Origin of the sequence: Pseudomonas lopnurensis (genome assembly GCF_015070855.1) — a bacterium.
GTDB lineage: Bacteria > Pseudomonadota > Gammaproteobacteria > Pseudomonadales > Pseudomonadaceae > Stutzerimonas > Stutzerimonas lopnurensis.
Window position 1 is genome coordinate 143,401 of record NZ_JADDIX010000033.1, and the last position, 12,345, is coordinate 155,745.

The 12,345-nt window shown below is 67.2% G+C and carries 12 protein-coding genes; all 12 read right to left on the bottom strand.

Annotated elements, in window-relative coordinates:
- Position 1: 1 nt before the first annotated feature.
- Complete coding sequence (gene icmH / locus IN820_RS07275) at positions 2 to 877, bottom strand: type IVB secretion system protein IcmH/DotU (protein WP_193680335.1); 876 nt, start codon at positions 875 to 877, stop codon at positions 2 to 4.
- A gap of 4 nt (positions 878 to 881) precedes the next feature.
- The gene (gene tssK / locus IN820_RS07280) at positions 882 to 2,213 is read right to left on the bottom strand and encodes a type VI secretion system baseplate subunit TssK (protein ID WP_193680336.1); all 1,332 of its coding nucleotides are present in this window, start codon (positions 2,211 to 2,213) and stop codon (positions 882 to 884) included.
- 2 nt (positions 2,214 to 2,215) lie between these two features.
- Positions 2,216 to 2,698: a type VI secretion system lipoprotein TssJ gene (tssJ, locus tag IN820_RS07285; RefSeq protein WP_193680337.1), complete on the bottom strand. Its 483-nt coding sequence runs from the start codon at positions 2,696 to 2,698 to the stop codon at positions 2,216 to 2,218.
- A gap of 5 nt (positions 2,699 to 2,703) precedes the next feature.
- A complete protein-coding gene (gene tagH / locus IN820_RS07290) occupies positions 2,704 to 3,900 on the bottom strand; it encodes a type VI secretion system-associated FHA domain protein TagH (RefSeq protein ID WP_193680338.1) in 1,197 nt (398 codons plus the stop codon).
- Positions 3,901 to 3,920: 20 nt separating this feature from the next.
- Entirely contained in the window at positions 3,921 to 4,055 is a 135-nt protein-coding gene (locus IN820_RS07295) for a type VI secretion protein (protein ID WP_193680339.1), read from the bottom strand.
- Between the two features lie 25 nt (positions 4,056 to 4,080).
- Positions 4,081 to 4,473, bottom strand: a complete 393-nt coding sequence (locus IN820_RS07300) for a hypothetical protein (RefSeq protein WP_193680340.1) — start codon at positions 4,471 to 4,473, stop codon at positions 4,081 to 4,083.
- Positions 4,474 to 4,487: 14 nt separating this feature from the next.
- Entirely contained in the window at positions 4,488 to 6,017 is a 1,530-nt protein-coding gene (locus IN820_RS07305; protein WP_193680341.1) for a sigma-54 interaction domain-containing protein, read from the bottom strand.
- On the bottom strand, positions 6,004 to 8,601 hold the full coding sequence (gene tssH / locus IN820_RS07310; protein WP_193680342.1) for a type VI secretion system ATPase TssH: 2,598 nt from the start codon (positions 8,599 to 8,601) through the stop codon (positions 6,004 to 6,006). The genes IN820_RS07305 and tssH overlap by 14 nt, the downstream gene beginning before the upstream one ends.
- A gap of 10 nt (positions 8,602 to 8,611) precedes the next feature.
- Positions 8,612 to 9,652, bottom strand: coding sequence for a type VI secretion system baseplate subunit TssG (gene tssG, locus IN820_RS07315; RefSeq protein WP_193680343.1), 1,041 nt, complete (start codon positions 9,650 to 9,652; stop codon positions 8,612 to 8,614).
- On the bottom strand, positions 9,616 to 11,406 hold the full coding sequence (tssF, locus tag IN820_RS07320) for a type VI secretion system baseplate subunit TssF (RefSeq protein ID WP_193680344.1): 1,791 nt from the start codon (positions 11,404 to 11,406) through the stop codon (positions 9,616 to 9,618). Before tssF ends, tssG begins: the two co-directional genes overlap by 37 nt.
- Positions 11,407 to 11,461: 55 nt before the next feature.
- Complete coding sequence (locus IN820_RS22535; protein WP_235989092.1) at positions 11,462 to 12,169, bottom strand: hypothetical protein; 708 nt, start codon at positions 12,167 to 12,169, stop codon at positions 11,462 to 11,464.
- On the bottom strand, positions 12,156 to 12,345 hold a 190-nt coding region (locus IN820_RS07330), incomplete at its 5' end, for a DUF2931 family protein (protein WP_193680345.1). The genes IN820_RS07330 and IN820_RS22535, both read right to left, overlap by 14 nt.

A 12,345-nucleotide genomic window follows, 5' to 3' on the forward strand; every position in this document is an offset into this window, starting at 1 on the left:
TTCATTCCATCCCTGAAAGCGTTGAATCCACGGCATCCGTCTCGAGCGCCCGATAGGGTTGCAGCACGGCCTCGCGTTGTTCGCCCAGTACCCAGGCGAAGCCGCCATAGATCACCCCAAGGCAAATCAGGCTGAACAGCGCCACCAGCCACCAGGGCACGATGCGCACCAGGCGCCGGCGGGTGTCCCTGAGGCCTTCCCAGTGCGGCGACAGCTCGCGCGGGACGTCGCCACGCATCTGCCGGACCTGCCGGTAGAGGCTGTCGCGCACCGCTTCCAGCTCGAGCATGCCGCGCGGCAGCACCCGGTACTTGCCCTCGAAACCGAGGGACAGGCAGAGGTACATCAGTTCCAGCATGGGCAGGTGCTTGACCGGGTTGCGCGCCAGCCGCTCGAGCAGCTGGAAGAATTTCTCGCCGCCGAAGGTCTCGTTGTGGAAGCTCGACAGCAGGCTCATCTGCGACCATTCGCTCTCGTTGCCCCAGGGGGTGGTCACCACGGCTTCGTCGAGCACGGTGCAGAGCACGTAGCGTGCGGCCATCACCTGGCTGCTCTCGGCGCCGTCGTGCAGGGCGCGGTGCTCGAACAGCTTGATCGCGCTGCCGAGCTGGTGGTGCAGCGCCTGCAGGTCTTCGCTCTCCTGGCTGTGCTTGAGCCGCACCACCTCGGAGAGCAGCGGCGAGGCGGCGGCCACCAGCGGGTTGAGGCTGATGTTGAAGGTTTCCGCCGGGCGCAGGCGGGCGGCGTAGATCATCCGCTCTTCCAGCTGTTCGAAGCGCGGCGGCGTGTCGAAGTCGGTCAACGGGCTCTGCGCCGGCGCTTCCCCGGTGCGGTTGATGATGACCGTACGGTCGTTCTGTTGCATTTCCCTGATCATGTCGCTAGTCCCTGACCGCCCAGAATTTCAGTTCGAGCCCGGCGAAGTCGCCGGACACATGGAAGGCGAAGCCGCCGGAGCGCTCCAGCTGCGCCTGGTCCTCGGCGCTGAGTTCCAGGGCGAAATAGGTCTTGCCGGCGTGAAAGGGGATCTGCCGCGGCGCCACCGGCAGCGGCTTGAGGCGGATGCCGGGCAGATGCAGGTTGACCAGCTGGCGGATGCGCTCTACCGGGCCGATCTTCAGGTGCGCCGGCAGGCGCGTGCGCAGGGTCTCCGAGTCGCACTGGGCGCTGGCGGCGAGCACGAAGGAGGCTGAGCCGAGCAACTTGTGATCGTGCAGCGGCGACACCTGGATGCCGTACTGGCGCTGCTGCAGCAGCAGCTCGATGGCGTGCTGTTCGAGCACCATCGACAGCACCTGGCGGATCGCATCCATCAGCTTGCGGAAGCTGGCGCCCTGGTCGCTGTGCTGATAGCGGCCATCCAGGCGCGGACGCTTGCTCTCGCCGGAAAAGGTCGCCAGCTCGCCGAGCAGCCCGAGCAGGTCCCGATAGATCTGCTCCGGATGCACCTGCTCGACGCCCAGGTAATGGCGCAGCACCGGTTCGTGGCGGTTGATCAGCTGCAGCATCATGAAATCGCCGACTTCGGCGCCGCCGACCTTGCCGGTGGCGCTGATACGCTCGGCGAGGGTGTCGCCGCGGTGGGCGAGCATGCTGATCACTTCCTTCAGGCAGGACAGCAGGTAGCCGGAGGCCTGGAAGTTGACGTAGGTGGGGATGAATTCCGGGTCGAGGCCGATCACACCGTCCGGCGTGGTGTCCAGCACCTCGCAGAGCTGCAGCTTCACGTAGGCCTGGTCGCTCTGCTGTTCGCCGAGCAGCAGGCGGAAATCCGGCAGGCCGGTGCTGACCTGGCTGGTGCTGCTGTCGCCGGCATTGGAGTCGGCGACGTCACGCTCATGGGCGGTATAGCGTGCCAGCACGTCCTTCTGCTCGGGACGACGGGTTTCGATGTGGTTGCCGGTGACCAGCGGCAGCGCCAGGTACACCGGCGTGCTGCCGGTGTTCGGCGGAATGTCCAGGGCCAGCGGCTCGCGCTCGTTGCCCAGCTCGAACAGCGTACCGTCCGGGAGAATGCCGCTGGCCTGGCTGAGCACCAGCTTGCCCTGGTTGAGGAACTGACGGTCGATCTCCAGGGTGAAGAAGCCCCAGGCGTAGTTGGCCAGCTTCTGGGTACGCGCCTTGAGTTGATGATCGTAGTAGCGATCATTCTGCTGGAAGTGCTGCGGGCGCAGCAGCATGCCTTCCTGCCAGACAACTTTGTGCAGGCTCATGCTCATTTCCCTTCTTCGGCGAGCGGATCGAACGGGGCGATGCCGCGCTCGTCCAGGCTCAGGGCAACATGGGTGCGCTCCTGCGGCGGCAGGGCGATGACGTAGCGCCAGCTGGCTTCCGGCAGGTCGCGATAGGCGGCGAGTACGCCGACGTAACGGCTGCCGTCCTGTACCGAGAGCCTGAGCTCGCGGCTTTCGCCCGGGCGCAGTTCGAGTTCCTCGAAGCTCACCAGATCCGGCGCCAGGGCTTCCTTGGGCCGCTGGTAGAGGGCGAAGAACTCGCCGTTCTCGAAGGCCACCGGGTGCTTGAGTTCCAGCAGGCGCAGCACGATCGGCGAGGGACGGCCGTTGAGATCGGGGTTGAGGCGGTCGCTGCCGTGCAGTTCGAGGTCCAGCTTGGTCAGCCTGGAATAGGGCGACAGCGTCGAGCAGCCGCTCAGCATGAGCAGCGCGGCCAGCAGGGCCAGGGTGATGCGAGGGGGCATGGGAATCATCCTTGATGGGTGGAATCGAGCGTGGCGATCAGGCGCACCTGCTCCTCATAGGTCCTGGCGAAGTCGCGGGCGAACAGCCGTTCGCGCCAGTCGCCGTCCTGGCCGAGGCTGTGGTGCAGGCGCCGATAGGCGCGCCAGCGACTGCCGGCGGTGGCGATCAGCGGCTTGCGGCCGTCGCGCTCGAAACGCAGCGCCAACTGCTCCGGGGCGAACTGCTCGAACATGGCCTGCACCGCCGCGCGGCTGGCCGCCAGCAGGGCCACCTGATGCGCCTGCAGGTCACGGAAGGCGCGGCCGATCGCCTGTTCGGCCGGCAGTTGCCCCGGCTTGCCGCCGCGCAGGAGGGTGGTCATCGCCTCGCGGGTGTCGGCGCTGTGCTTGAGCGGGTTGTTGCCGGCGCTCTGCACGGTGGTCAGCGCCAGGCGCAGCTCGTTCTTCAGCTCGCTGCGGGTGCGCAGGCTCTGCTGCAGGCCGGCGATGTTCTGCCTGAGCAAGCGGGCGGCGTTCAGCGCCACTGCCTGGCGCTGGTCCTCGTCGAGCCCGTCGAGATCGATGTCGAGCGCTTCGCCGAAACGCTCCCAGAAGCCCTGTGGCATACGCTCGGGCTCGGCTTCGGGCGTGGGTTCGGGCGCGGCCTGGGGCATGACCAGCTCGGGCAGCGGCAGGCTTTCCATGTCGATGCGCGCATAGTCGCGCTGCTGGGCCTGACGCTGTGGGGCGCCGAGGGTCAGGTCGAGGTCGTCGACTTCGGCGTAGACGCGCTCCTGCTGGTCCATGGCGATCAGCGGGTCGAGATCGAGGAAGGCGTCGTCGGGAATGATGCTGCCTGCCGGTTGCGGCCGGCCGATGTCGCCTTCGAACGACGCCGGGTCCTGGATCAGCCGTGCGCGGATCTCGAAATCGCCGAGGCGGTAGATGCTGCCGTGCTCGACGCGCTGCGGCTGACCCTTGACCAGGCTGGCGCCGCTGTCCTTGAGCTGGATGCCGTTGCTGCTGGTGTCGGTGAGGAAGAAGGCGCCGTCGCGGTAGCTGATTACCGCATGGCGCCCGGAGAGCACGCGCTTGCGGTCGGGAATCACCCAGTCGCAGCCCTCGGCCCGGCCGATCACGCCGCCGGCCTGCTTGAAGGTTTTGCTGGTCAACAGCCCGGGCACGAATTGCTGGGCGCCAACCATATCGAAGACCAGTTCCATGGTGGTGTCGCTCCTTGCGGTCACTTGCCGCGGTTCAGGGCCTGCGGATCGCCCAGCGGGCGGTATTGGTCGTCGTTGAATCGGTAGTTGCCGCTGCAGCCGGCGAGCGCGAGCGCCAGGACGAGCAGCGCGGTGGACCCATAGATGGTTTTCACGAATGTCTCCGTTTTTCGTAGGTGTTCAGCGGGCGGCGTGCCGGGTTGGCGCCTTTGCGTAGCAGACATCCAGCGCCTCGATCGCCAGGCAGCCGGGACGGACCTGCAGCTGCATGCCGTCGATGAGCTGGCCGAGGTCCATGTCGGGGGCGAACACGTTGTGCCCGGGGCGGTCGCGGTGCAGGGTCAGCCGGTCGCCGGACTGGCTCCAGCGACCGCGGGTATACACATCGAGAATCCCGTAGGACATGGCCGCTTCGAAGCTGCCGTCTTCGTTCAGCAGCAGCTCCGAGCCCATCTCCATCGCGCCTTGCAGGAGGTAATGGCCAGCCAGGGCTGGATCGTTCGGTGTGCTGCTGGCGCAGGCGGCCAGCAGCAGGCTCGAGGCGAGGGTGGTGATTCCTTTCATCGGTGGCATGGCATCTTCCTTCCTTAAAGATCGTCCGGGCTGATGTTCAGCCGTTCCATTCGGTAGAGCAGTGTGCGCCGTGGCAGGCCGAGTTCGCGGGCGGCCTGGCTCTGGTTGCCGCGGTTCTTGCGCAGGCAGTCCAGCAGCAGGCTGCGTTCGACGCGCTCCATGCGCTCGCGCAGGTTCATGCCGCGCTCAAGGTCCGCTGCCACGCGTAGCTCGAAGTGCTCCGGCAGCAATTCGCCACCCTCGCAGAGCAGCACGGCACGCTCCACCAGGCTCTTCAGTTCCCGTACGTTGCCGGGGAAGGCGTAGCCTGCCAGAAGCGCCAGCGCGGTATCGGACCAACGGCACAAATCGCGCTGCAGGAAGGTGCAGGCCTTGTCGGCGAAATGTCGCGCCAGGCGCAGGATGTCCTCGTCGCGCTCGCGCAGCGGCGGCAGGGCGATGGGGAAGTTGGAGAGGCGGTAGAACAGGTCCTCGCGAAATTGCCCGTCTTCCACCTGCGCGCGCAGGTCGCGATGGGTGGCGGCGACGATGCGCACGTCGACCTTGTGCGTCTCGCTGCTGCCCAGCGGGCGCACCTCGCCTTCCTGCAATACGCGCAGCAGCTTGGCCTGCAGCGCCAGCGGCATATCACCGATCTCGTCGAGGAACAGGGTGCCGCCGTCGGCAGCGTCGAGCAGCCCGGTCCGGTCGCGGTCGGCGCCGGTGAAGGCGCCCTTGCGATAGCCGAACAGTTCGCTTTCCAGCAGGTGGTCTGGCAGCGAGGCGCAGTTCTGCGCGACGAAGGCCTTGCTGCGCCGGCTGCCACAATCGTGAATGGCGCGTGCCACCAGTTCCTTGCCGGTGCCGGTTTCGCCGGTGACCAGCACGCTGACCGGGCTGTGCAGCACCCTGCCGATCAACTGGTAGACCGCGCGCATGCCCGGGCTGTCGCCAATCAGGCCGTAGCCGCTGACGCAGGAGGAGCCGGCTGGAGACTGCGTGGCGGCGTGGCCGGGCGCGTGCAGGCGCTGCAGCAGGTGCAGCTGGGCGATGCCGAAGGCGCCGAGCTGCACCAGCGGGCCGCTGGCCACCTGCAGGTCGCGGGTTTGCGTGCTGGCGGTGAGCAGCAGGCCGGCGACGTGCCCGCGCTCGTCCGGCAACGGCAGGCAGAGCAGGCTGCGCCAGGGGCTCGGGCTCTCCGGCAGGAAGCCGGTGGCGTGCACGCTGTGGTCCAGTTCGAGAAAGCAGAGCATCTGGTTCTGGCACAGGCAGTACTGCAGCAACTGCTCGCCGTCATAGTCGCTGGGCAGGCTCGTCGTGGCGCGTGGCTGCAATCGGCCTTCGCGCCATTCGGCCGAGAGGGTCAGGCGGGTATGGGTCTCGTCCAGCAGATAGAGCTGGCTCAGCGGGCAATCGCTCAGCTGTGCCGCGGTTTCCACCAGCCCGCCGAGCAGTTGCTCTGCGCAGGCCGCTCGCGCCAGCCCGGCGAAGCGTTCCAGCAGGGCCTCGGCGTAGTGCAGCGGTTGAGGTCTCGGGTCGAGCGCCGACGGCTCAAGCGAACTCACAGGTCAGCGCTCCGTCGGCATCCAGCGTGGCGTGCACGCGTCGCAGGGTTTCGCCGCCGGCCATGGCTTCGAGCAGGCGGTCGACCACGCGCGGCTGCAGATGCTGATCGATCAGGCGGTCGATCAGCCGTGCGCCGCTGTCGCCGCCGATGCAGCGCTCGGCCAGATGTGCGACCAGCGCCGGGCAGTGGCTGAAATGCAGCTGGCGACGCTGCAGGCGCTCGCCGAAACGCGCCAGCTTGAGGGCGACCAGTTCGTTCAACACGTCGCCGGCGACCGGGTAGTAGGGCACCACGTGCATGCGCGCCAGCAGCGCGGGTTTGAAGTGCTGGGACAGCTGCGGGCGGATGGCCTGCTCCAGATCCTGCGCCGAGGGCCGCTGACCGGATTGGCAAAGATCGGCGATACGCTCGCTGGCCAGGTTCGAGGTCATCAGGATCAGCGTGTTGCGGAAGTTGATCTCGCGCCCTTCGCCGTCGTTGGCCACGCCCTTGTCGAAGATCTGGTAGAAGACGTTCATCACGTCCGGATCGGCCTTTTCCACTTCATCGAGCAGCACCACCGAATAGGGCTTCTGGCGCACCGCTTCGGTGAGCATGCCGCCCTCGCCATAGCCGACGTAACCTGGCGGCGCACCGATCAGCCGCGAAACGCTGTGCTTCTCCTGGAATTCGGACATGTTGATGGTGGTGAGGAAACGTTCGCCGCCATACAACAGGTCGGCCAGGGCCAGCGCGGTCTCGGTCTTGCCGACGCCGCTGGGGCCGACCAGCAGGAACACCCCCACCGGCGCGTCGGGCCGGTTCAGCCCGGCGGCGGTGGCGCGCATGGCGCGGTCCAGCGCGGCGATCGCCTGCTCCTGGCCGCGCAGGCGCTGGCGCAGGTCGGCGGCGAAGGTGACGATCCTGGCGTTGTGCTCGCGGGCCAGTTGCGACAGCGGTACGCCGGTCCAGTGGCTGATCACCTCGGCGACCAGACGCGGGCAGACTTCGTGGCTGACCAGGCGCTCTTGCGCTTGCGCGCTGGCCAGTTCGCTCTGCACGCGGCGCAGTTCGGCTTCCAGCTCGGCCTGGGCGGGCAGTGTTGCGGCGGTTTCGTCCGACGCCGCCAGGCGCGCGGCGGCGCATTGTTTGCGCAAGTCCAGCAGGCGCTCGGCCAGCGCGCGCTGGGCGGCCCAGTGGCCTGTCAGCTGTTCCAGCTCGGCGCGCACGGCGATCAGGCGGTTTTCCAGGGCGTCCAGCGCCGCGCCGTCGAGCGGCAGGCCGGCATCCAGATCGCGGCGCATGGCTTCGCGCTGGCGCTCGCCTTCGGCGATCTCGCCGCGCAGCCGTTCCAGCGCCTCGGGCGCGGCGGCGAGGCTGATGCGCACCCGCGCGCAGGCGGTGTCCAGCACGTCCACCGCCTTGTCCGGCAACTGGCGGCCGGCGAGATAGCGGGCGGACAGCTCGGCCGCCGCCGCCACCGCATCGTCGCGCAGATAGATGCCGTGGCTCTGCTCGTAGACGGGCGCCAGCCCGCGCAGGATGGTGGTGGCCTCGGCGACGCTCGGTTCGTGCAGCTGCACCGGCTGGAAGCGCCGCGCCAGCGCTGGGTCCTTCTCGAAGTACTTCTTGTATTCGCTCCAGGTGGTGGCGGCGATGGTGCGCAACTCGCCACGGGCCAGGGCGGGTTTCAGCAGGTTCGCCGCATCGCCGCCGCCGGCCTGGCCACCAGCGCCGATCAGCGTATGGGCCTCGTCGATGAACAGGATGATCGGTTTGGGCGAGCCTTTGACTTCGTCGATCACACCTTGCAGGCGGCGCTCGAACTCGCCTTTGACGCTGGCCCCGGCCTGCAGCAGGCCGAGGTCGAGACAGAGCAGCCGCACGCCCTTGAGCGCTTCCGGCACCTCGCCGGCGGCGATGCGCAGCGCCAGGCCTTCGACGATGGCGGTCTTGCCGACACCGGCTTCGCCGACCACGATCGGGTTGTTCTTCCTTCGGCGGGCGAGGATGTCGATCATCTGGCGGATCGCCGCATCGCGGCAGAGCACCGGGTCGAGCTTGCCGTCGCGGGCCCGCTGGGTGAAGTCGTGGGTGAAGCGGGCGAGGTTCGACGCGTCGCCAGTGGCCGGCTTGGCGACGGTTGGCTGCGCCTGCTGGCTGAGGGCGAATTCGCGCAGGCGCTCGGCATTCAGTTTGCCCAGCAGCCGCTGATAATGGCTGCCGGCATGGCGCAGCGGGTTGCGCAGCAGGGCGAGGATCAGTGCGGCCGGGTCGATCTGGCTCGCGCCCAGTTCCAGATTGGCGACCAGCAGGGCGTCCTGCAGCCATTGCACCAGTTCGGCGGAGAACACCGGGTTGCGCGACGCGCTGGATTCGCCGCGCGGTTGCAGGGCCTGGGCCAGTTCGCCGACATCCACCGCGGCATCCAGCAGTGCCCGTTGCAGCAGGCCGTTGGGGCGCTCGAGCAGGCCGAGCAGCAGGTCCTCGACGAGAATCCTGCTGCCACCGCGTGCCGCGCAGCGCTCGGCGGCATTTTCCAGGTCGTGTCTGGTTTCGGCATCCAGTGCCTGCACCAGCTGTTGTAGGTCGATATTGATCATCTCGCGGTCCTTAATGATCCGTTGATAGCGCCGCAGCCATGGCGCTCGCCTTGCTGCTGCCCAGGGTGACCAGGCCGTCGGCGCGGTCGCGCCCGAGCCAACTGGTCCAGCCGAGGCGGCAGGGATTGTCCGCACCGATACGCAGCTCGCGGATTTCCTCGGGACGCAGTTCCAGGCGTAGGTCGTAATCGAGTGGGTCGCGCAGGGTGAAGCGCACCAGGGCGCAGAGCGGTTGGTAACCGCTGCCGATGGGCAGGAATTCGTGAAAGCGCGCCCAGTCGAGCCGGCGGATATGGATACGGAACTTGCCGCCGCGATCGCGCACCCGCTCTCCGAGTACCAGGCTCTCGCCCAACTGGCTGTTGGCCAGGCCCAGGCGGTTGCGCTGTTCGGCGAGGATCTCCACCTGGCGTTCCAAGCATTGCTCGATGTTCAGTTCGGCGTGCTTGAAGTAGTAGCGCAAGACCGACTCGATCAGCGCGGCCGAGTGGGCGCGCAGGCTGAGCAGGCCGAGGTAGGGCAGCAGGCGTTTCCAGTTCAGCTCCGGCGCACTGCGGATGGCTTCGCCGCTGAGTCCGACGAGCGCGAACAACTGCTCGGAGAAGGGGTCCTGCGCGCCGCTGGTAAAGCGGGCGCGGTAGCGATACTTCTGCCAGATCGGCAACAGCAGACGCTGCAGGCGGTTGTTGAACAGGTCGAGAAAATCGCGGGTCGAGTTGCCGTCGTCGCTGTCGCCCAGCGCCTGTTCGCCATAGAACGCCGGCAACGGCGAGCCGGCGCCGAACAGGCCGACCACGTTGATGCGCAGGCGTGCGCGCCATTCGCCGTGCTCCTGGAAGAATTGAACCTGGTCGATGTCGCTGCCGGGAAAGCCCAGGCTCGGGTTGGCCTGGAACTCCAGCCGTTCATAGAGCACCTCTTCGTCCAGCCCGACGTTCAGCTCGCGCAACCGGTCGAGCACCAGCAGCACACCCTGGAACAGGCTGTACTCGCGGATGCCGCGATAGAGCGGCTTCAGAGCAGCGGTTGCTGCCCCATGCGTGGTGTCCATTGATAGATCTCTCCCTGTTCGCTGCGTACGTGCAGCTCGTGATACGAGTTGAGGCTGGCGTAGAGGGCGAAGAATTCGTTGAGCACCGAGGCGAAGAGGAACAGGTCGCCCTCGCCGAGGAACCCGTCCTGGTCCATGGTCAGTTCGGTTCGCACGCCGCGCACCGGCAATCCACGGTAAAGACGGTCGACGCGCTCATGGTCGATATGCTTCAGGCCGCCGAGGCGGCGCCGGCTGACGCTTGCGGCGTGTTTGTCGTAGTGGCGCGGCAGGTCATAGGTCTCGAGGATCACTTTGAGCGCCTCGACGTTGGCCAGCGACAGGTAGTTCAGCGACATGTTGCTGATCAGCTTCCACAGGTAGTCGCGCTGCAGCGGCGGCGCATAGCTGGGGGTGACCGCGCCGATATTGCGGAAGCCGAGAAATTCGGGGGTGTCCTCGCTGGGCAGGCAGATATCGCCGGGCTTGAGCTCGCGCGGCAGGTTCTGGTTGGTGCAGGTCAGCTCGATGGACAGCGTTTCATGCCGGTCGAGATTGCGCAGGCCGAAGCTCAGCCAGGTTTCCTGGCCTTCGTCGAGTAGCGAAGGCTGCTGGCGCACACTGTAATGCGGGCGCGCCACTGGCACGTCGAAACTGGGGTCGTGCTCGAAGGATTCGAACGGCACGTAGTCCTCGTAGCCCGTGCCGCCGGGCTTCCAGCCGGTCACGCGGTCCACCGAGAACACCCCGCACTGCTGGCTGTCGTATTCGGCCGGGAGCAGCAGGTACTGGTCCTGCTTGCCGTCCAGGCGGATCGGGATGGCGTCGTGCTGGAACAGGTTGACCACCGGCGTGCAGTACAGCCGCACGTTATCCAGGGTCGGACGGATGCGCTGCACGCCGGCCTTGCGGATGTCGAAGCGCAACTCCAGGCCATGGGCCTGCTCGAGCTGCTCCGACGGCAGGCGCTGCAGGACGTCGAGGCCCTTGAGATCGACGAACAGGAACTTGTCGGGAAAGACGAAATATTCCTGCAGGTAGCGGTAGCCGCGGAAGGTGTTGAGTGGGTAGGGAACCAGCGCCTCGTCCTCGGCGAAACCCACCGGTTCGAGCTGTCCGGCAGCCAGCCGCAGTGGCTTCAGAGGCTTGTCGTCCGAGCCGCTCAGCGGCTTGCCCTGGGCATCCAGCACCACCAGTTCGATGTTGCCGAGATGGCGCAACAGGCCGAGATAGAGCAGTTGGCTGATATAGGGCTCGCCGGCCAGATGCAGGCGCAGGCGCTGCAGTCCCAGCTCGCCGAGATGCCCCTCGGCACTCATCTGCAGGCGCAGGCTGAGCAGCGCGCCAGTACCGGTGACCGAATAGTCCAGCGCCCGCAGCGCCAGCGGCAGCACCTCGGTGGCGTAGGCGGTGCGGAAACGGCAGCTGACGCCCTGCACCGGACGGGATTCCACCGGCGTGTCGCGCGGCACCGTCAACGCCGGGCCGGGACGCTTCAGCGGGTCGAACTGCAGCATGCTGAAGGCCGGCAGCGGGCGCATGTAGTTCGGCCACAGCAGGTGCATCAGCGAATGAGTCAGCTCCGGCAGCTCGTCGTCGAGCTTCTGCCGCAGACGCCCGGTGAGAAAGGCGAAGCCTTCCAGCAGGCGCTCGACGTCCGGGTCGCGCCCGCTCTGGCCGAGGAACGACGCCAGCGCCGGGCTGCGCTCGGCGAAACGCTTGCCGAGCTGGCGCAGGGCGGTGAGTTCGCTTTGGTAGTAGTGGTTGAAAGACATCGTTAACGGTTCATCCCTGTCGTTGCGTGTCCGGCGCGCTTGCGCGGCGGGGTTCCTAGCGTCGGCGGTAGCATCCCGTGGCGGCTCCCATGTCCACGAGCAGGCAGTCGCCGCGTGGCGTCAGCCTCATCCCGTGGAAGAACGCCCTCGGCTCGCCTTCCCGGTGGAGAGTGCGCACTACCGAGAAGTGCCGTTCGCCGGGCCGTACCCGCAGCCACTCGAAGCGGGCACCGGAGCCGGCGGCGCGCACGCCGAGTCTTTTCAACGTGCTGTCAGCCTGCACCGGCAGGATCAGGTCCTCGAACAGGCTGCCGTTCCATACCGTCTGCTGTTCGCTGCCGTCGTCGAGTACCCAACGCACTTCGAGAGGGCTGTCGATGGCGTCGAAGGACATCGAGAAGCTGCCGAGCCGGTAAAGCCCGTCGTCCTGCGCCGCCGAAGGTTCGGCGTAACGGTTGACGCCAAGCTCCAGCGTCTCCCTGGGCAGCGAGGGCTTTGGCCTGACCGCCAGTTCGACCTGCCCGCCCACCATGGACCAGCGTCCTCGTGCATGGATGTCGAGGTTGCCGTAGTAGAGCACTGCCTCGAACGAACCCTGCTCATGGAGCAGCAGTTGCGAGCCCATCTCCATCACGCCGGCCAGCTCGTAGTGACCGGCCAGCTCGCGCGGTGGCGGCGGGGTGCTGGCGCAGGCGGCCAGCACCAGCGCGATGGCGGTCAATGCCAGACAGGCACAGGCCGTAAGTGATCTACCAGGAGCCATAGGGCACCCCGTGTTGCTCGATATAGGCCTTGGCCTTTTCCGAAAGCGGACGATGTTTCCCGTTGGATGTGCCGCCGTATGGTCCGGCCTTGCTGATGGCCGCCTCGAAGCGGCCGATGTCGATGGACTCCAGGCAGGGGCCGCCGACCCAGGCCTTGGCGATACCGCCGGGGGCC

What these genes read in the sequence shown, in the direction of transcription:
- icmH (WP_193680335.1), bottom strand. Translation starts at nt 877, where the DNA reads ATGATCAGGGAAATGCAACAGAACGACCGTACGGTCATCATCAACCGC.
- IN820_RS07300 (WP_193680340.1), bottom strand. Translation starts at nt 4,473, where the DNA reads ATGCCACCGATGAAAGGAATCACCACCCTCGCCTCGAGCCTGCTGCTG.
- tssH (WP_193680342.1), bottom strand. Translation starts at nt 8,601, where the DNA reads ATGATCAATATCGACCTACAACAGCTGGTGCAGGCACTGGATGCCGAA.
- tssG (WP_193680343.1), bottom strand. Translation starts at nt 9,652, where the DNA reads ATGGACACCACGCATGGGGCAGCAACCGCTGCTCTGAAGCCGCTCTAT.
- tssJ (WP_193680337.1), bottom strand. Translation starts at nt 2,698, where the DNA reads ATGCCCCCTCGCATCACCCTGGCCCTGCTGGCCGCGCTGCTCATGCTG.
- tssF (WP_193680344.1), bottom strand. Translation starts at nt 11,406, where the DNA reads ATGTCTTTCAACCACTACTACCAAAGCGAACTCACCGCCCTGCGCCAG.
- tssK (WP_193680336.1), bottom strand. Translation starts at nt 2,213, where the DNA reads ATGAGCCTGCACAAAGTTGTCTGGCAGGAAGGCATGCTGCTGCGCCCG.
- tagH (WP_193680338.1), bottom strand. Translation starts at nt 3,900, where the DNA reads ATGGAACTGGTCTTCGATATGGTTGGCGCCCAGCAATTCGTGCCCGGG.
- IN820_RS22535 (WP_235989092.1), bottom strand. Translation starts at nt 12,169, where the DNA reads ATGGCTCCTGGTAGATCACTTACGGCCTGTGCCTGTCTGGCATTGACC.